Genomic DNA, 18,516 nt, shown 5'->3' on the forward strand with positions numbered 1-18,516 from the left:
GGCCGCTCGCGCCACACGGGCGGTTTGCCAACTGCATACGATCAGTGAGTATTATTGCGTTGCAAACGCTAGTAATAAGGAGTGGCTATGGCTACCGGCAGCAAGCTCGTGATTGTGGAGTCTCCCACCAAGGCCAAGAAAATCGGTGGGTATTTGGGCTCCGAATATACGGTGATGGCCTCGGTCGGCCATATTCGAGATCTTGCGCAGCCAAGCCAGGTGCCAGCCGCCGACAAAACCAAATTCGGCAAGTTCGGAGTTGACGTGGAAGACGGATTCAAGCCGTACTACATCGTCGACGGCAACAAGAAGAAAACCGTGTCCGAGCTGAAAAGCGCGTTGAAAAAAGCCGACACCCTGTACCTCGCAACCGATGAGGATCGCGAGGGGGAGGCCATCGCCTGGCATTTGGTACAGACGCTCAAGCCGAAAGTGCCGGTCAAGCGCATGGTGTTCCACGAAATCACGAAGGAAGCCATCAAAGCGTCGCTTGACAATACTCGCGACGTTGACGACGACATGGTCGACGCTCAGGAAACCCGCCGTATTTTGGACCGCCTGTACGGCTATGAGCTTTCTCCGGTGCTGTGGCGCAAGGTTGGTCCGGGTCTTTCCGCGGGGCGTGTGCAGTCCGTTGCCACGCGTTTGATCGTGGAGCGCGAACGCGAGCGTATGGCGTTCGTGCGTGCTTCGTATTGGGATGTCACCGCAACGTTGGAAGCGCCGGATGCCGATGGCAACAATGTTGCGTTTGATTCTCGTATGGTGTCGCTTGGTGGGCGTCGTTTGGCGGGTTCCAAGGATTTCGGCGCCGATGGCAAGCTGACTGCGACCGATGCGAAGGATCAGGTCACGCAGTTGGATGAGGCGCAGGCTTCCGCGATTGCGCAGGCGTTGGAATTTGCAACGTTTACCGTCGCGTCGATGGAAACGAAGCCGTACCGTCGCCGTCCGGTTCCACCGTTTACTACGTCTACATTGCAGCAGACCGCCGGCAATCGTCTCGGCATGAGCTCACGTCAGACCATGCGTGCGGCGCAAGGATTGTATGAAAACGGTTATATTACCTACATGCGTACCGATTCGGTGACGCTGTCGCAGGAAGCGATCGCAGCTGCGCGTGAAGCGGTCGTCAAGCATTTCGGCGAAAACTATCTGTCGGATGCGCCGAAACAATATGCCACAAAAACCGCGGGTGCGCAGGAAGCCCACGAATGCATTAGGCCAGCGGGTGCGAAATTCCGTGACCCTGCGGAAATCGCAAGCAAAGTGCCGGCCGACCAGCTCAAGCTGTACACGCTGATCTGGCAGCGCACGCTTGCCTGCCAGATGGCCGACGCAACCGGTTCCACGGCGACCGTGCGACTGTCTGCGCCGACCGAATCGAATGGGGAAGCCATGTTCCAGGCTTCCGGCACTGTCATCGAATTCCCCGGCTTTATGAAGGCGACCGGTGAAGGCCGCCGCGCGTCCGCCGAATCGAAGAAGAGTGATGCTGCTGAAAGCGTTGAACAGGCTGCGCAATCCGGCAAATCCAGCAAAGCGAATAAGAAGTCGGATGACAATGTGTCGCTGCCGCCGATGAATCCGGGCGATGCGCTCGCCGCGGTGGCGGTTGACGCCGACGGACACGAAACTCAGCCTCCGGCGCGTTACACCGAAGCGTCGCTCGTGAAAACGTTGGAACAGAAGGAAATCGGCCGCCCGTCCACGTATGCGAGCATTATTTCCACGATTATCGATCGTGGGTACGTGTATGAGCGTGGTCGTGCGTTGATTCCGTCGTGGCTCGCGTTCTCCGTGGTCAAATTGCTGGAAACGAAGTTTCCGCGGTACGTGGATTACGAGTTCACGGCTGATATGGAAAGCGGTCTTGACCAGATCGCGAGCGGTCAGGAGACCGGTAGGAATTGGCTGACCCGCTTCTATTTCGGTTCCGGTGAGGGTGCTGCGCAATCCGCGGACGAGGCGCATGCCGGTTTGCAGCAGCAGGTCGCGCAGCTGGGTGAAATCGACGCTCGCGAGATCAATACGATTGAGATCGGCGACGGTTTGCATGTGCGCGTCGGCAGGTATGGCCCGTATTTGGAGGATGTGAACCATCTGGATGATGAAGGCAATCCGAAGCGTGCGTCGCTGCCGGATACTCTCGCTCCGGATGAGCTGACGGTGGAAGTCGGTCATGATTTGATTGAGAATCATTCCGGCGGTCCGCGTGCACTTGGTGTTGATCCGGTTTCCGGGGGCACTGTTGAAGTGCGTAATGGTCGTTTTGGCCCGTATGTTGCGTTGGTGATGCCTTCTGCGGATGCTGGTGCTGACGGTGACGTGGCTGGTGATGGCAAGCCGAAGAAGGGCAAGAGCGCTAAGAAGGCTGCCGATCGCCCGAAGATGGCGTCGTTGTTCAAGACGATGAGCCCGGAATCGTTGACGTTGGATGATGCGTTGCGTTTGCTGAGTTTGCCTCGTGAAGTTGGTTCTTATGAGGAAGCGGACTCTCAGACCGGTGAAGTGCAAACGGTTGCTGTGCAAGCCAATAATGGTCGTTACGGCCCGTATTTGACGAAGACCGGTGCCGATGGCAAGTCGGATACGCGCTCGCTCGCTTCGGAAGATGAGATTTTCACGGTTGATTTGGACAAGGCGAAGGAACTGTTCGCCCAGCCGAAGTATGGTCGTGGGCGCGGTCGTGGCGCTGCCAAGCCGCCGCTGCGTGAACTGGGCGTCGATCCGGAAACGCAGAAGCAGGTGACCATCAAGGAAGGTTTCTACGGCGCGTATATCACCGATGGTGAAACGAACCGTACGTTGCCGAAGCAGTATGCTCCCGAGTCGATCGAGCCGGCTGAGGCGTTCCGTCTGTTGGCGGAGAAGCGTGCGCAGGGTCCGTCGAAGAGGCGCGGTCGCAAGGGTGCTGCTAAGAAGACTGCTGCTAAGGGTGCTAAGGCTTCTGCTGATCAAGTTCGTGCCGATCGCCGTGCCAAGGTGCGCGAGTTAGCTGATAAGGGTTGGGCCAACACCCGTATCGCCAAGGAGATCGGTTCCACGCCGACCACGGTGAAGGCCGATGTGGAATGGCTTGCCGCCAACGAAGGATATGCCCGTCCCGCCGTAGTTCCCGCCCGGTGATGAATATGCAAGGTATATTCATCTCCTTTGACGTACAGTCCTGTGGACTGTACGTAGCAGCGAGTAGCGATAGCTGACGAGCGTCGCATGAACGATGCCGGTGGGCTGTTCGTAGCAGTGAGCAGCGATAGCGTTGCGAACGCCGCAGGGTACAGTGATGAATATGCAAGGCATATTCATCTCCTTTGAAGGCATCGACGGTGTCGGCAAAACCACGCAGGTCGAACGGTTGCGTGCGTATGTTGAGGCGCAGGGGCGCGAATGCGTGGTCACGCGCGAGCCAGGCGGTACCGTGCTTGGCGTGGCGATTCGTAAGCTGCTGCTTGGCGGCGTGGAAGGTTCCGACGTGGATATTGCTCCGCGTGCTGAGGCGTTGCTGTTCGCCGCTGATCGTGCCCAGCATGTTGCCGAGGTGATTCGCCCTGCACTGGAACGCGGTGCCGTGGTGATTACCGATCGGTACCTTGATTCTTCTCTTGCATACCAAGCTGGCGGCCGCGAATTGACGGCAGATGAAATCCGTAACTTAAGTATGTGGGCAACCAACGGTTTGTTGCCGAATCGCACATATCTGCTGGATCTTGACCCTGTGCAATCGCATGCACGACTGCAGCATGATGAAGATCGCATGGAATCTGCAGGAAACGATTTCCAACGTCGTACACGACAGGCGTTTCTTGACTTGGCAAAGGCGGAATCGCAACGTTTCCGCGTGATTGATGCCAGCCAATCCATTGAAGAAGTATGGGCTCATATCCAATCCGATTTTGCGGGAATCGACCAATTGGAGGCCGCCCAGTGAGCGTGTGGGATTCGATTGTCGGCCAGCAGCAGGTTGTCGAACAACTCAAAGCCATCGCAAGTGGCGATCCGAAAGCCATTGCGCAATCCTGGTTAATTTGCGGTCCTCCGGGATCGGGTCGTTCCAATGTGGCGCGCGCGTTTGCTGCGGCGTTGGAGAGCCCCGATCATGGTCTTGGCGACGAGCCGACCAAAGCCGCGCAGCAGGTGCTTGCCGGCACTCACCCCGACGTGACCGTGCTGGCCACCAACAAAGTGACCATCGGCATCGACGAGGTGCGAAACATCATCACCACTTCCGAGCAGATGCCAAGCACTGCGCCGTGGCGCATCATCATTATCGAAGATGTCGATCGCATGCTGGAACGCACCACCAACGTGTTGCTCAAGGAGATTGAGGAGCCGAGTGAGCATACGATTTGGCTCTTGTGTGCGCCGAGTGCGCAGGACGTGTTGCCGACGATTCGCTCGCGCACTCGCATCGTCAATCTTGCCGTGCCCTCCACGCAGGCGGTGGCTGCATTTCTGGAGCAAAATGGCGGATTCGAGCCGAAAATCGCGGTGCGTGCCGCACGTCTTGCGGAAGGGCATATCGGCATCGCGCGCTTGTATGCGAAGAATGAGCAGGTGATGTCTGACCGCGACGAGCTGATTGTGGGCGTGCTTGGATTGCGTCGCGCGTCGGATGCGGTGCTGCTTGCCGGCAATCTTATCGACAATGCGAAGGCGCAGGCCGAAGCGGAGGTGAAGGTCAAAGCGGCAGAGGCGGAAGCTGATTTTCGCAGAGTCAATGGGCTTGGGGCAAAGGATCGTATTCCTCCGAAGCTGCGTGGCGCGTACAATGCGATTGCCAAAAAAGACGAGCTGAAGCGCCAGACTACGCGACTTACGCGTGATGTGCTTGACCGTGCGTTGAACTCGATTGCCAGTATTTACCGTGATGTGGCTGTGTTGCAGAACAATGCCGAGGATTCGGTGGGGCTGATTAATTTGGAGAATCGTTCGTCGATCACCGAACTGTCGGTGCGGCTTACGCGTGGGGGAGCGGTGCGGCGGCTGGAGGATATTGCCGTTGCGCGTCGCCGTCTGGCCGGCAATGGCAATCCCGTACTGGTCTTTGAAGCTCTCTTCTGCTCCCTCATCGCCAGCTAGGGCTAGCGGCGTTGGCACATACTGTTTTCCGAGGGCAGATTCTTCCAGTCGCTGGAGGTATTGCCCCGCTAGTGGGCGTCTTAGCGTCCTAATTCTTCCAGTTACTGGAGGAATCTTGCCGCTGACAGGGCTTTTGGCGTCCGTATTCTTCCAGTGAGTGGAGGAATTGCCCCGCTGATTGGTTTCTTAGCGTCCTATTTCTTCCACTCACTGGATGAATCTTCCCGCTGATTGGCCTCTGAAGGTCCGTTTTCCTCCACTCACTGGAACAATTCTCCCGCTGGTGGGGCTTTTAGGGTCCTGATTCCTCCAGTGAGTGGGGGAAATGGTTGTTTGGCTGCATGATTTTGGCTTGCTGCCGCGTAATTTCGTTTTTTCGCGATTATTTCGAACCGTGCGATCAGAAACTTGCTATCGTGCGATAACTGCCGACAAAATTGCAAAAATTGCGATTCAGCGCTGGTAGTTGGTGGATTCGCGCACGATCAGTTGTGGTGCAAGTGAGATATGTGCGGGGCTGTCGGGGCCGTCGTTGAGTAGGCGTAGCGCTTCGGAGACGATTTGTTTGAACGGCGGGCGCACACTGGTCAGCGGCGGCATGGTGGTGCGTGCGATTGGCGAATCGTTGTAGCCAACCACCAGCACATCTTCAGGCACGCGAAGCCCAAGCGAGTGCAACGCCACCATCACGCCGAACGCGATCGCATCGTCGGCACACACCACGGCCTCCGGTTGCACGAGCGGCTCGGAAAACAGTCGCATGGCGCAGTTGAATCCGCGCTGCACGCTACGGTCTCCGAACCTGTTCCATTCGGTTTCGGTGGCAAGATGGTGCGCTCGCATCTGAGTGTGGAACATGGTGAATAGTTCCGCCGATTCGAAGGAGATTTCCTTGCCGGCCATGTATGCCACGGATGCGATGCCACGTTCAGCCAAATGCCCGATCACGATTTCCATGGCTGCGTTTTCGTCGACGCTCACCATGGATGTGCGGAACGAGCATTGGCGGCCGCCCACCTGCACGATCGGCAGTGTGGAGGCGTAATGTTCAAGCTCCGCGGAAAGGTAGGCCTCCCAGGCGGGCAGCACGATCAGACCGTCAACATGGCGGTCTACCAACGACTCGATGCGTTGAATCTGCGTGGCCTGATCACCGCCGATGCCCAGCAGCAGTTGCTGCGAATCCACGTCGATGACGGGTTCGATTTCGTCAAGCAGCTGCGCACAGAACGGGTCGTTGGCGGTCGGAATCACCAGGCCGATGGTGTTGGTGACGGTGCTGCGCAACGCGCTCGCCGCATAATTGACCGAATAGTTGAGGTGTGCCGCGGCCGCTCGCACGCGGCGTGCGATGTCGTCGTCTTTGGTGCGTTTGCCGGAGAGGACGCGGGAGACGGTGGCGATGGAGACGTTGGCTAGCGCTGCGACGTTCGTGATCGAACTGTTCGCCGAAGTTGCCGAAGCCGAAGCGTTGTCGGTTGTACGTGCCATGCTCTCCTCACCACAAATATTCGAAATGCTCGAAAAACTCGGATTATTCGAATTACTGCCGTATCTCAATCGCGTATTCAAGAATAAAACAGCCACCCGTCGAAAGCGGCAGGTGGCTGGAAGCAAGTATCGCAATCATGCATGTTGCATTGCGACTTCATAATTGCGATGCAATAACTGAAGATTGTTGAATATCGTGCGAAATTCTGAAATCTTCAGCAAAAGGAAGATCACTCGGCGTTGACGAGGATGTTCAGCAGGTTGTCTGCCACGGTTTCGTCATCGGCGCCCTGCACGTCGATGACCACGGACTCGCCCTGCTTGATGCCCAGGCCCATGACGGACAGGATGGAGTTAGCCGAAACCGGGTTGCCGCCTTCCTTGGCGATGGTGACGGTGCAGCCGGAGGCGGTGACGGCCTGGGTGAACTGTGCGGCCGGACGGGCGTGGATGCCGACGGGATCGTTGATGACGGTGGTGCGGGTTGCCATGATGGACACTCCTTTGAGTCGTGTGTTGATTTTTGGTTGTGTTATTTGAAAGTCGTGCTGCTTGCCGAGCGAAATGCCTCGGTGCGCCGCTAATAATTACTATAGCACCTTTTTTCACGAAACGCAGAAAACGTTTACCGTTTGTGTGTTGCGGCTTAAAGTGTGTATACTGTGTGCAGGCTGAAAATGATTTACCGGCAAAGACGGTGGGAATCATGCAGTAACTCGACGCGCAAAGCAAGCGCGGAAATCACAACAACAAACGTTCGGTTCGCGTTCCTTTCGCGGGCAAACAACAAAACAAGGAAACAGGTCAAAGGAGTTCACATGATTATCAAAGGTGTTGGCATTGGTCGCGGTGTTGCAGTCGGCCCGGTCATCCGTATGGCGCAGCCACTGCCGGAACCGTCGGACGCTCCGCGTGCGGAAGGCATTGCTGCCGAAAGCGAAATCGCCCGCGTTGACAAGTCCCTCGCACTGGTGAACGCCGACCTGAACCGTCGTGCCGAAGAGGCCGCCAATGGTGACGAAGGTGCCAAGCAGGCCGCTCCGATTCTGCAGGCCATCTCCATGTTCGCTTCCGATCCGTCGCTGGCTGAATCCATCAAGGGTCTGATTCAGCAGGGTAAGACCGCCGAACGTGCGGTGCTCGAAGGCTTCGCCGCAGTGGAAGACATGTTCCGTGCCATCGGTGGCTATCAGGCTGAGCGTGCCGCCGATCTGCATGATGTCGGACAGCGCGTGATCGCCGACCTTATGGGCGCTCCCGCTCCGGGCTTGCCGCAGAGCGAAACCCCGTTCGTGCTCGTCGCCGAAGATCTTTCCCCCGCTGATACCGCGGCGCTCGACATGAGCAAGACCCTCGCCATTGTCACCTCGCAGGGCGGCCCGACCTCGCACACCGCCATTCTGGCTCGCGCTCGTGGCATTGTGGCGGTTGTTTCCGCAGCCGAAGCCGAAAACCTGACCGACGGCACTACCGTGGTCGTGAACGCGGCCAAGGGTGAACTTGTCGTTGACCCGACCGAAGAGGAGATCGCCGTTGCCGAAGCCGCCAAGTCCCGCGCGGCCGCAGCCAAGGAACTGCGCGGCAATCCGGGCTCCACCAAGGATGGTCATCTGATTCCGCTGCTCGCCAACGTGGGCAAGCCGGCCGATGCGGCCAAGGCGCTGGAATATGGCGCTGAAGGCGTTGGCCTGTTCCGTACCGAATTCCTGTTCATCGGCAACTCCGAGCCGCCGACCGTCGAAGAGCAGACCCGCGCTTACACCGAGTTGCTGAGCCAGTTCCCAGGCAAGAAGGTCGTGATTCGTATGCTCGACGCCGGCGCCGACAAGCCGCTGCCGTTCCTCACTCCGGAAGACGAGCCGAATCCGGCCCTCGGCCTGCGCGGTCTGCGCACCCTGCGCGCCCACATGGACGTGCTCGAAGGCCAGCTCAAGGCGCTCGCCGCAGCCGATGCCGCCACCGATGCGAACCTGTGGGTTATGGCTCCGATGGTTGCCGACCAGCATGAGGCTGACTATTTCGTGAAGCTTGGCAAGAGCTTCGGTCTGAAGTTCGTGGGTGCGATGGCCGAAGTGCCGTCGATTGCGCTTATGGCTGACAAGGTGGCTGACGTGGCTGACTTCGTGTCGATCGGCACCAATGATCTGACCCAGTACACTCTGGCCGCCGACCGTACGCTCGGTTCCGTTGCCAACTATCAGACCGCCTGGCATCCGGCGGTGCTGCGTGCCATCAAGATGATTTGCGACGCGGGCAACGCCAAGGGCATGCCGGTGGGCGTGTGCGGCGAGGCCGCTGCCGATCCGGACTTGGCCGTAGTGCTGGCCGGTCTTGGCGTGAACTCTCTGTCCATGACTCCGGTGGCACTCGACGACGTGCGTGCCTCCCTTGCCGAAGTCACTTTCGAAGAGGCTCAGGCCCGTGCCGAAGCCGCCCTTAACGGCGACTTCTACCACCCGGCCAACTGAGCCGTACTAGCTGTGCCTATTGCCTGTAACGTCCTGTTTTTCAAGTGATGTGAGGTCTGATAGGCCCTGTTTCCCGGAACGACCCCTGCCCGCGTGCCTCCATGACTCGCTCGCAGGGGTCGTTTCGTTATGCCGTCAATTGAAACCTTGTATGAGTCAGGCGCTTGAGGGATACTGGGTGCATGAAGATTTCCGCAGATTTCACCGTCATTCCCGACGCGTTTGCCAAGGCGGCGCCGCCTGAGAACTGCATCGACGGTACACCGATTGTTTCCTTCCCCTTCTACATTGATGCGCTTGATCCCGCAGTGCAGTTCCTGCATTGGGAATTCGTTGATCCGGATTCGATTCCGGTATGCGGTTTCCAGTGGAATCATTGGTCTCTGGCGAACCTGCCCGTGGACGCGCTGATGTACGATTTCAACGATTCTCACGCGCTCGCGATTCCGGCTGATTTCTCGCGCACGGTTTCCGCGATGATTCCTGAAACGATTCAGGGACGCACGTCCGCCGCCTCGCCGTTGCTGCAAGGCCGCAGCAACGATCCCGCAGTGACGATGCGTTACAACGGTCCATATCCGCCGGATCAGGATCACGACTACTACCTGCATGTGTGGGGCACCACGGCTCCGCTCGCCGGCCTCAATCAGGGATTCTGGCTCAACGAAATGGAACGTGCGCTGCGTACTTCCGGCACAATCGTTGATCAGGGCGCTATTTTCCTCACTGGAAAAGCCTGATTTTTGAAAGACAATCTGAAGTAAGATCAGAAATATACCCGACGAAAACGTATTGACAATAATTGAAAGGATTGCTGAATAATTATGGCGTGTACCACGATTTTGGTTGGCAAAGACGCAAGTTATGACGGATCGACCATCATCGCCCGTAATGAAGATAGTGCAAATGGTGAATTTTGCCCGAAGCGCTTCATCGTAGTCAAGCCTGAAGATCAGCCGCGCAAGTACAAGAGCGTGCTTTCGCATGTTGAAATCGACCTTCCTGACAATCCGCTGCAGTATACGGCTGTGCCGAATGCCGATCTGAAGGAAGGCATTTGGGGCGAAGCTGGTGTGAACGAGGCGAACGTTGCCATGAGTGCCACCGAAACGCTCACCACCAACGAGCGTGTGCTTGGCGCCGATCCGTTCGTGGAACTCAAGCCTGCCAAGGGCAAGGAAGGCGAAGAAGGCTTTGAGCCGGAAGTCGCCGGTGGTATTGGCGAAGAGGATTTCCTCACCCTTGTGCTTCCGTACGTCACCACCGCCCGCGAGGGTGTGGAACGTTTGGGCGCGCTGCTTGAGGAATTTGGCACCTATGAGATGAACGGCGTTGCCTTCTCCGACGTTGACGAGATTTGGTGGCTGGAAACCGTTGGCGGCCATCATTGGATCGCCAAGCGTGTGCCGGACGAAGCGTATGTGACCATGCCGAACCAGCTGGGCATTGACGAATTTGATCTTGAAGATGCGTTTGGCGAGCAGGAGGGCCACATGTGCTCCGCCGATCTGGCCGAGTTCATCGAACGCAACCATCTTGACCTGTCGGTGGAGAGCACCACGCCGTTCAACCCGCGTGACGCGTTTGGCTCCCACTCCGATTCCGATCACGTGTACAACACTCCTCGTGCTTGGTACATGCAGCGTTTCCTCAACCCGTACGACGAGCAGTGGGATGGTCAGGATGCCGACCACAGGCCGGTTTCCGACGATATTCCGTGGGCTCGCCAACCAGAACGCAAAATTACCATCGAAGATGTGAAGTATGTGCTGAGCTCCCACTATCAGGGCACCCCGTACGATCCGTATGGAAAGCTTGGCGACCAGCGCACCCGCCATATGTTCCGCCCGATCGGCATCAACCGTCAGAGCCAGCTTGCGGTAATGCAGATCCGCCCGTACCGCCCGCAGGTGAGCCGCGCGATCCAGTGGATCGCCTACGGTTCCAACCCGTTCAACACACTCGTGCCGTTCTTCCCGAACGTCAACTCCACGCCGAAGTATTTGGAAGACACCACCACGCGCGTCACGTCCGAAAACTTCTATTGGGAGAACCGCATTATTGCGGCCCTGTGCGATTCCAGCTTCGCCGACACCGCCAACGCTGTGGAACGCTATCAGGAGAAGACCGGTGCGATGGGCCACCGCATGGTTGCCACTACCGACGAGCAGATTGAACGCTTGGTGGGTGACGTTACCGACGAATTCGATGCGGAAGACGAAATCGGCGATGTGCAGCCGATGGAACCGGATGAAATCATCGAAGCCGTGCGCAACGACGACGCCCGCGAAATCCTTGCCGCAGCCAACGAGAACATGGCCGCGCAACTCAAGGAGGAAACCGACAAGCTTCTTGATTCCGTGCTGTATACCGCCAGCATGAACATGAAGAACGGCTTCCACATGTCGGACTTCTAATATCTCACTATTCGGCTCCTATGACCACGTTGCGGGAGCCGATTTTTTTCCTGCAATACAACATCGTTAGAATGACGTCATTCCAAATCGAAGAAAGGAAAACCCCAGTGACCAGCATTGAGGATTTCACCAGCCAGTACGGCTTGGTGCAGAAGATTGATGCGTTTGGCTATCTCGATTATTTGAAGAATAATCCGGATGCTCCACGCAAGCATGGCAAGGTCGTGCTCGTCACCGCCGATACTCCGCTGAAGGCGTCTCGCGGCGAGGGCAAGACCACCACTACGATCGCGTTGATCGATGCGCTGCGTGAGCGTGGCATCGATGCGGCCGCTGTGCTGCGTCAGCCGAGCATGGGCATTACCGCTGCCGGTTCCAAGGGTGGTGCTTCGGGTGGCGGCAAGGCTTCCCTGACTCACCCTGAGCTGATCGACTGGGGCCTGTGCGGTGAAATGGGAGCCATCGAGGCTGCCCAGAACCTGTTGGTCTCCTTTGCAGAAAAGGCTGTTGACGACGGCAAGCTGGACACCATTCTCGTGCCGCGCGTCTCCGAAGTGCCGTCCCGTTCCCTGCGCCAGATCGCAGTGGACCGTGGCAAGGGCGACGTGGCTGAGCGCGTGGTGCTCACTCCGACCTGCGAGCTTATGCAGATCGTTGTGCTGTCGCGTTCCATGGATGAGATTTCCGAGCGCGTTGCCAAGATGGTCGCCGGCACGAAGGATGGAAAGGCCGTGACCTTCGGTGAATTCGTTGATCTGTGGCGTATCACCGGCATCCTCGGTGACGCCGTGAAGCCAGCCAAGACAGAGACCGTGAACGGCTCTCCGGTGTACGTGCACGGCGGCCCGTTCGCCAACGTGTCCATCGGCATTCCGACGCTGGTTTCCGTGGAAATGGCCTGCGCATTGCATGACGTGGTCATCGTCGAAGCCGGTTATGGTACCGACGCAGGCGCGCAGAAGTGGCTTGACATAGCCTGCCGCGAATACGGCGCGCAGTGGCCGTCCGCAGCCATCGTCGTGACCCGCGCTTCCACATGGCGCGACGATCCGGATCTGGCATGGCGCTACCCGTTCCACGTCCAGCGCCTCGAAGGTCTTGATATTCCTACCTTCCCGCTTATCAACCTGTGGGATGGCGAGGATGATCAGATTCCGGCGCTCAAGGACACTGCCAAGGAACTGGAATTCCGCGACCCGATCATCGGCAACCTGTACCGCGACGGTGGCGACGCGCTCGCCCCGCAGCTCGATGCGTTCGTCGATGCCGTGACGAACGGTTCCATGCCGGCCGAACCGCACAGCCACAAGGGCATGGCTCTGGTGGAGAACGTGCGTTGGGTCGCCGAGAACGCGTATGGCGTTCCATCTGACCGCGTGATTTTGAAGGACGGTTTCGCCGAATCGCTGGCCGCCGCTCAGAACCTATGCGCCAGCGCGGGCATCGATTTCGGTTCGCTTGCTTTGGTCGCTGTGAAGTCCCCGGCCACCATGACCGACAATGACCGCGCTCCGGAAGCCGAGCGTACGGTGACGCTAAAGAAGGTCGAAGTGCATTCCGGTGCCGGCCTGGTGCACGTGAACCTCACCACGTCCCTGACCACGCCGATGCCGAAGATCGTGTGATAAACGAGTCGTATCGTTCTGATCGCAACGTTTTAGGGCGGCCACTTACGTATATGCGTAGGTGGCCGCCCTTTTTGCATCATATTTTTGGCGGTTTCTAGCGAACGTCGCAACGCCATGACCTCGCAGGAACGGTGGTAACTTCGTCAGAAGTTGTCGCCCCGAACCGTGAGGCGGGAAACACGGTGTGTTTCCCGTAGGTGAGGTGAGAGGTTCGCAATATGGGCGAACCTCGCAGGAACGGTGGTAACTTCGTCAGAAGTTGCCACCGTTCCAGCCCCAGTCGGTGGTGGCGGTGTAACGGATGTACGTGCGGTCGGACGGAATGCCCAGTTCCTTCTCCAACGCGGCCATGATCTGCTCGGTCAGCTTCTCCCAGGCGGAACCGGGCACGGAACGACCGAACACGTTCACTTCGACGTATGCGGCTGGCTTGGAATCGTCGCCGCCGAAATAAATCGGCATATTATCTTCAAATGGGCACATCAGCCAGCCTTCGGACTTGCCGGGAACGGCGGTGATCGCCTTGCCGTATGCGGACTTCAGCGCCTCGCGCTGTTCGGCGGTGGTGGACACGGAAACATGGGTATGAATGACTGGCATGATGCTCTCCTTGAATTGTTGAAATCAGCCTTTGCGGTTCACCTCCAGTCTAGGCGTCGAACGGCGCAGTCGGGGTGGCTGCGTGAGAAATTTTGGGCTTTGTCTGAATGGCTTCCAAGGTGGTCTGCGTGCGCGTGTTAAATATTCTTTGTGAGAAAACTGATTGAACAGCTTATGAAATTTGGCCTCGTTGGTGTAATCGCCTTCATTATCGACTGGGGCATTCTGAATCTTCTCGTCGGCGTATTCCGCATGCACAACGTGCTCGCCGCAACCATCTCGTTCATTATTTCCCTGATTTTCAACTATGTCGCCAGCATGAAACTGGTGTTCAAGCACCGTGACGACATGGCTCGCTGGATGGAAATCCTTATTTTCGTGGTTGGCGCGCTGATCGGACTGTTCATGAACGACGCCATTATTTGGATCTCCACGTATGGCATGAACCATGATGCATACGTGTCACAGAGCACGGAATATCTGATCCGCACCAACGTCGGCAAGCTCATCGCAACCGCCGTAGTGATGGTGTGGAACTTCCTGACGCGCAAATGGCTGCTCGACGATACGCATACCAACGCCATGAACCGTCTACGCAAAGCCGACAACCGTCTGACTCCGGAGGAGTTGGAAGCCAAGTGGCAGAACAGCTTCTCGCACAAGCTTGGTATATGGTCGCTGGAGCACACTCCCAACGGCTGGCCAAAGTAGTCCTGAATTCGAAAAATCTGTCTGCACAACCCGGAAATCTACCCTGATAAATCTGCCCCGATTTCCGAATTGTGCAGACGTCCGGGCAGTCCTGAATATGAAAAGGCGGTGCCTCACACCTATACAAAGGTATGAGACACCGCCTTTTCATATGCTTTGCATGCTTTAAGCGCGAAAGGTCACACGCTTACAGTGGTGAGCATGGGCTGCTCGGTGGAATCCTTGATCTGCTTGAAGCCGAACAGGGCGATCACCAGCGAGGTGAGCGCCAAAGCCGTCACCACAATGAAACCACCGTGCGATCCCATACGGTCGATGAACTGGCCGGCAATCGCCGAACCGACGGAACCGCCGATCGAATTCATCGCACCCATCCAGGCCATGCCTTCGGTGAAGCGTGTGGGCGGCACCAAGTGCAGCATCAGCTGGTTGCCGTTCACCCACGTTGGTGCCTGGCACACGCCGATGAACAGGTAAATGATCATGATCACCCACAGATGTTTGGCGAACATGAACGAGCCGATGCCCAGATCGACCACGGCAAGGCAGAAGTAGAAACGCTTCCACAGCGGAATCGTCCAATTCTTCGCACCATACACGAGTGCGCCAATCAGCGAGCTGAACGAGAAGCAGGCGAACACGAAACCCGTGTACTGCTTCATATTCGCTTCCGTAGCGAACGCGACGATTGAAATGCCGGCAGCCGACTGGAACGCACCCAAGCCAAACCATGTCACGCACACGGCAATCAGTCCCGGCCCCCAGATCGACTCCTTGCGCCCGGCATTCACATCCGCGGCGGCCTGATCCATAGCGGCCTGCACTTCCGCAGCCGTTTTGCCTTCGGAACGTGCGCGATCGCGAGCGTATTCGATTGCCGATTCAGCCTGTAACGCCTTGGAACGGGCAGCTTCGCGCTCGCGGTATTCCTTGCGGGTCATGCCCGCTTCGCGAGCCAGTTGCGTCTGCGATTTCGGCTCGGTGGAAAGCTCAGTGAGGAACATGAGCGCGCCGACCACCACGCACACGCCGGTGAACGAGAACGCCAACAGGCCGGAAATCACGGCCAGCGTGGAGGCGAGCGGATTGCCGATCACCCACATGCATTCGTCGAACACGCCGGAAAGCGAAAGCGCACGGTTCGTTTTCTCCGTATCGCCTTTAAGCAGTGTCGTCCAACGCTGACGGCTCATCGCGCCCCACGGCGGAATCGCCGCCATGAACGGCACAATGCAGAACAGAATCCATGAGGGCACTCGCGCGGTGATGCAGGAAACCAGCGCGGTCGCTGCGATCATCCACACAATGATCGTCGGAATCGACACCTGGCGCTGGCCGAACTTATCAACCAACTTGCCGAGCACTGGGCTTGCAACGGCCAGCGCGATCGCCTGCACGGCCGTCAGTGCGCCTGCCAGCGAGTAATTGCCGTAATAATGCTGCACGGAAATCGTGATTGTCATACCGACCATCGGGAACGGCATGCATGCGATTACTGAGCCGACCGAAAATCGGGCGGTGTGCGGTATGCGAAGAAGCTCCGCATACCCTCCGAAAAGACGTTGGCCGATGCTTTTGGCGCCGGCGAGGACTGAATTGGTCATGTTTTTGCTGCTCCTTTCTGCTCACGGTTGGTGCTTGCGTCCGCCGCTTTGCGTTGCCTCAGACCGCTTGATATACCCTTGTTCTGCCTTGACTGTTTTTCTTTCCAGCCCTAGTCTCTCTCTTCAACCTTGCTTGAACGTCAATCGATTGACGCTTCGGCGTGTTGCATAGGGGGGTGGAGATTGGTTGTGTGTCATTTTCTTGACTTAGACAACTTTATGCGGAGGTGCTGTCGCAACACGCGGTACATTGAGGTTGGCAGACATAATTCGATTGGTTATTTTGTAAGTACTCACTACACGTTCATTTGGTGGACGAAAAGATGTTCGGCGGGCGAAAGACGGTTGTCGCAAAATGGTTGCGCAACGCTTCCAGAGCTTGCGATTGCAGGATTTTCGTTCCATCAGTCAACGTCAGCAGTCCGGCAGCATCTTACGGAAAGGCGGTAGGGATGCCCGCAACAACCATCCATTTCGTACGTCACGGCAAAGTCGAAAATCCGGGGCATTTGCTCTACGAACGACTGCCCGGATTCCACCTGTCGGAAGTGGGTGTGCGCATGGCGCAGGCGACCGCGCACTACATTGCCGTCAGTCCGCAACTCAACACTGTTTCCGCCATCTACTCGTCGCCGCTGGAACGCACGCGCGAAACGGCCGGCGAAATCCTCACCGCACTCAACGAAGTGCGCGAAGCCCGTGGCGAGGAGCCGCTGGAACTCACCACCGACGAGCGCATCATCGAAGCACGCAACGAATTCCGCGGCACGCGCATCGGCTACGGCGAAGGCGCGCTCTGGAAAAACGGCAATTGGAGACTGGTGCGTAACCTGTGGAAGCCAAGCTGGGGCGAAAGCTACCAGTCGATCGCGCATCGTGTGCAAGCGTTCGCCCTTGAAAAAGTGGGGGAGCATCCGGGTGAGCAAATCATTGTAGTCAGCCACGAATCGCCCATCTGGAGCTACAGGCACATGCTGGAAACCGGGCACCCGGAACATAATATGCTGCTACGCCACACGGCGCTCGCCTCCATTACCTCCATTACCTACGATTGCGATACGCGAAAAGTTTTGTCGATCACGTATGTCGACCCCGCTGCCGGCGTGGAATAATGCGTGAAACGCGTGAAACGCGTGAAACGCGCGGCGGATGGTTGTGATGGCTGATATGCGGCAGGTAACGTGCGTCGGTTGTTGAAAGGAAGGGGATTCCATGTCATTATTGAAGGGCTGGGTCTCCTGATGGGCTTAGCGAAGATATGGACGTCGAGGCTGCAAAGGAGCACGAATGCCTTTTAAGATCAACAACGAAGCGCTTTACCCGCTCTACAATATGCCTCATACGCAGTTGGCTATCGAATATTGCGTCAAAGTGGTGGAGTTGTGGCCGCTGCAAACCGCGCAGGAGATGGAGAACGACGCCAAGTATATGGAAGATCTGCAGGTAGGGTTTTCCTGCATGATGGCAAGGGCGTTGCTGCGCTTGCCGGATGAAGTCGACATATCCGTGGCGGAAGCCGTATATGAGGGAATGGATGAGATTCCGGGCTGCGATCCAGCAGTGGTGCAGGCCCTGAAGAAAGCCAATCAGGCGTATGATGTGATGCGCGATTATTCCGAAACCAACAATGCCGACCTGTTCTTTAAAGCGGCCGACATTCTGGGCATCTCCATCGACGCCCACGTCGAAAAGAGCATCCGCAGTGTGATGAAAAGCGTCACTCACCTCATTCGCGGTAGCTCCGGATTCGAATTCGACGGCGAAGTGTCGAAGAACGTCAGCTTCTGCTACGCCACCACAGTCGATCCGTTGCAGCTCACCGGCCGCTACCTTGCATCTGTTGCGGTGTGCGACGGACTGATGAATCTCATGTGCGACGGCATTGACGATTTGGGCGAGCAGGTCATACGTGTGCTGCCGGTATTGCTGTACGCCAACGAGCTGTGCGAGCAGATGGCCATTCCGCCGACCTGCATGGGCGATGCGGCCCTGCTGCAACTGGTTGAGATGCGCGATTCCATACGCCACATGGATGGAATCGTTCCGGTCGAGGTCAATTCCTTCTGCGAGCGGACCTTCCTCATAACCGCAAACATGATGATTCCGCAGGCGGGCTTGGAATGGTCGTATCATGCGGATTGCCTGCGCTGGGATCCGAAGAAGGCCGAGCGGGAAGCCAAGGATGAAGACGAGCGTAAGAGCAGGGAGGCGCTTGCCGAAAAGTTCAAGTCGAAGAAGGATGATTCGTCTGATTCGAGCGAAGCCTCGGATGCTGCGGAAGCCGAAGATACGGAAGGTGGCACCTCGGAGCGCGATTCGCAATAATCAAAATACTGCAAAACGGGTATTCTGAAAATAAATTTGGAATATGAAATCCTGTCATGACATCGAATGATGGTATTGACGTGACAATATAAAAATCCCGGCACTTGTGACTGTGAACCGCACCCCGATTGTTGGACTGAAGAAATTCAGATTCGATGATCGGAGGTGCGGTTCTTTCGTATGCGTGAGG

General features: G+C 57.3%; 14 protein-coding genes. 10 read left to right on the forward strand and 4 right to left on the reverse strand.

Annotated features, from left to right (window positions below):
- Positions 1-87: 87 nt before the first annotated feature.
- The 3 genes from topA to WMO36_RS03845 all read left to right on the forward strand — a co-directional run bounded on the left by topA (position 88) and on the right by WMO36_RS03845 (position 5,082).
- Positions 88-3,129 (forward strand): type I DNA topoisomerase, encoded by a 3,042-nt coding sequence (gene topA, locus WMO36_RS03835; protein WP_349076862.1) that lies wholly within the window; start codon positions 88-90, stop codon positions 3,127-3,129.
- Positions 3,130-3,292: 163 nt separating this feature from the next.
- Positions 3,293-3,931: a dTMP kinase gene (gene tmk / locus WMO36_RS03840; protein WP_271724482.1), complete on the forward strand. Its 639-nt coding sequence runs from the start codon at positions 3,293-3,295 to the stop codon at positions 3,929-3,931.
- On the forward strand, positions 3,928-5,082 hold the full coding sequence (locus WMO36_RS03845) for a DNA polymerase III subunit delta' (protein ID WP_065446837.1): 1,155 nt from the start codon (positions 3,928-3,930) through the stop codon (positions 5,080-5,082). The genes tmk and WMO36_RS03845 overlap by 4 nt, the downstream gene beginning before the upstream one ends.
- A gap of 453 nt (positions 5,083-5,535) precedes the next feature.
- Here WMO36_RS03845 and WMO36_RS03850 read toward each other — a convergent pair whose 3' ends face one another.
- Positions 5,536-6,573 (reverse strand): LacI family DNA-binding transcriptional regulator, encoded by a 1,038-nt coding sequence (locus WMO36_RS03850; RefSeq protein ID WP_302146130.1) that lies wholly within the window; start codon positions 6,571-6,573, stop codon positions 5,536-5,538.
- A gap of 230 nt (positions 6,574-6,803) precedes the next feature.
- Positions 6,804-7,064 (reverse strand): HPr family phosphocarrier protein, encoded by a 261-nt coding sequence (locus tag WMO36_RS03855; RefSeq protein ID WP_144171192.1) that lies wholly within the window; start codon positions 7,062-7,064, stop codon positions 6,804-6,806.
- 327 nt (positions 7,065-7,391) lie between these two features.
- Here WMO36_RS03855 and ptsP point away from each other — a divergent pair, with 327 nt between their 5' ends.
- From ptsP to WMO36_RS03875, 4 genes are all read left to right on the forward strand, one after another.
- Entirely contained in the window at positions 7,392-9,041 is a 1,650-nt protein-coding gene (gene ptsP / locus WMO36_RS03860) for a phosphoenolpyruvate--protein phosphotransferase (RefSeq protein WP_250779518.1), read from the forward strand.
- A 182-nt stretch (positions 9,042-9,223) separates the two neighbouring features.
- On the forward strand, positions 9,224-9,781 hold the full coding sequence (locus WMO36_RS03865; RefSeq protein WP_003836313.1) for a YbhB/YbcL family Raf kinase inhibitor-like protein: 558 nt from the start codon (positions 9,224-9,226) through the stop codon (positions 9,779-9,781).
- 84 nt (positions 9,782-9,865) lie between these two features.
- A complete protein-coding gene (locus WMO36_RS03870) occupies positions 9,866-11,458 on the forward strand; it encodes a C69 family dipeptidase (RefSeq protein WP_294446828.1) in 1,593 nt (530 codons plus the stop codon).
- A gap of 107 nt (positions 11,459-11,565) precedes the next feature.
- Positions 11,566-13,083, forward strand: coding sequence for a formate--tetrahydrofolate ligase (locus WMO36_RS03875; protein WP_294446826.1), 1,518 nt, complete (start codon positions 11,566-11,568; stop codon positions 13,081-13,083).
- Positions 13,084-13,338: 255 nt separating this feature from the next.
- On the opposite strand, the gene WMO36_RS03880 is transcribed toward WMO36_RS03875, so the two are convergent.
- Complete coding sequence (locus WMO36_RS03880; RefSeq protein WP_099571070.1) at positions 13,339-13,686, reverse strand: phenylpyruvate tautomerase MIF-related protein; 348 nt, start codon at positions 13,684-13,686, stop codon at positions 13,339-13,341.
- Between the two features lie 174 nt (positions 13,687-13,860).
- Here WMO36_RS03880 and WMO36_RS03885 point away from each other — a divergent pair, with 174 nt between their 5' ends.
- The gene (locus WMO36_RS03885) at positions 13,861-14,397 is read left to right on the forward strand and encodes a GtrA family protein (RefSeq protein ID WP_302146137.1); all 537 of its coding nucleotides are present in this window, start codon (positions 13,861-13,863) and stop codon (positions 14,395-14,397) included.
- Between the two features lie 179 nt (positions 14,398-14,576).
- Here the strand turns inward: WMO36_RS03885 and WMO36_RS03890 are convergent, their stop codons facing one another.
- Complete coding sequence (locus WMO36_RS03890; protein WP_302146139.1) at positions 14,577-16,001, reverse strand: MFS transporter; 1,425 nt, start codon at positions 15,999-16,001, stop codon at positions 14,577-14,579.
- 452 nt (positions 16,002-16,453) lie between these two features.
- Between WMO36_RS03890 and WMO36_RS03895 the strand changes: the two genes are divergently transcribed.
- Together WMO36_RS03895 and WMO36_RS03900 are read left to right on the forward strand one after the other, a co-directional pair.
- Entirely contained in the window at positions 16,454-17,113 is a 660-nt protein-coding gene (locus tag WMO36_RS03895) for a histidine phosphatase family protein (protein WP_250779522.1), read from the forward strand.
- A 175-nt stretch (positions 17,114-17,288) separates the two neighbouring features.
- Positions 17,289-18,326, forward strand: coding sequence for a hypothetical protein (locus tag WMO36_RS03900; RefSeq protein ID WP_144090185.1), 1,038 nt, complete (start codon positions 17,289-17,291; stop codon positions 18,324-18,326).
- The last annotated feature ends 190 nt before the right edge of the window (positions 18,327-18,516 follow it).

Source organism: Bifidobacterium hominis, from assembly GCF_040095915.1.
In the GTDB taxonomy this organism is placed as follows: domain Bacteria; phylum Actinomycetota; class Actinomycetes; order Actinomycetales; family Bifidobacteriaceae; genus Bifidobacterium; species Bifidobacterium hominis.

Bases quoted from the DNA above. Each gene is read 5' to 3' on its own strand.
- WMO36_RS03890 (WP_302146139.1), bottom strand. From the start codon at position 16,001: ATGACCAATTCAGTCCTCGCCGGCGCCAAAAGCATCGGCCAACGTCTT.
- topA (WP_349076862.1), top strand. From the start codon at position 88: ATGGCTACCGGCAGCAAGCTCGTGATTGTGGAGTCTCCCACCAAGGCC.
- WMO36_RS03885 (WP_302146137.1), top strand. From the start codon at position 13,861: ATGAAATTTGGCCTCGTTGGTGTAATCGCCTTCATTATCGACTGGGGC.
- WMO36_RS03900 (WP_144090185.1), top strand. From the start codon at position 17,289: ATGCCTTTTAAGATCAACAACGAAGCGCTTTACCCGCTCTACAATATG.
- WMO36_RS03880 (WP_099571070.1), bottom strand. From the start codon at position 13,686: ATGCCAGTCATTCATACCCATGTTTCCGTGTCCACCACCGCCGAACAG.
- tmk (WP_271724482.1), top strand. From the start codon at position 3,293: ATGCAAGGCATATTCATCTCCTTTGAAGGCATCGACGGTGTCGGCAAA.
- WMO36_RS03850 (WP_302146130.1), bottom strand. From the start codon at position 6,573: ATGGCACGTACAACCGACAACGCTTCGGCTTCGGCAACTTCGGCGAAC.
- WMO36_RS03865 (WP_003836313.1), top strand. From the start codon at position 9,224: ATGAAGATTTCCGCAGATTTCACCGTCATTCCCGACGCGTTTGCCAAG.
- ptsP (WP_250779518.1), top strand. From the start codon at position 7,392: ATGATTATCAAAGGTGTTGGCATTGGTCGCGGTGTTGCAGTCGGCCCG.
- WMO36_RS03855 (WP_144171192.1), bottom strand. From the start codon at position 7,064: ATGGCAACCCGCACCACCGTCATCAACGATCCCGTCGGCATCCACGCC.
- WMO36_RS03895 (WP_250779522.1), top strand. From the start codon at position 16,454: ATGCCCGCAACAACCATCCATTTCGTACGTCACGGCAAAGTCGAAAAT.
- WMO36_RS03870 (WP_294446828.1), top strand. From the start codon at position 9,866: ATGGCGTGTACCACGATTTTGGTTGGCAAAGACGCAAGTTATGACGGA.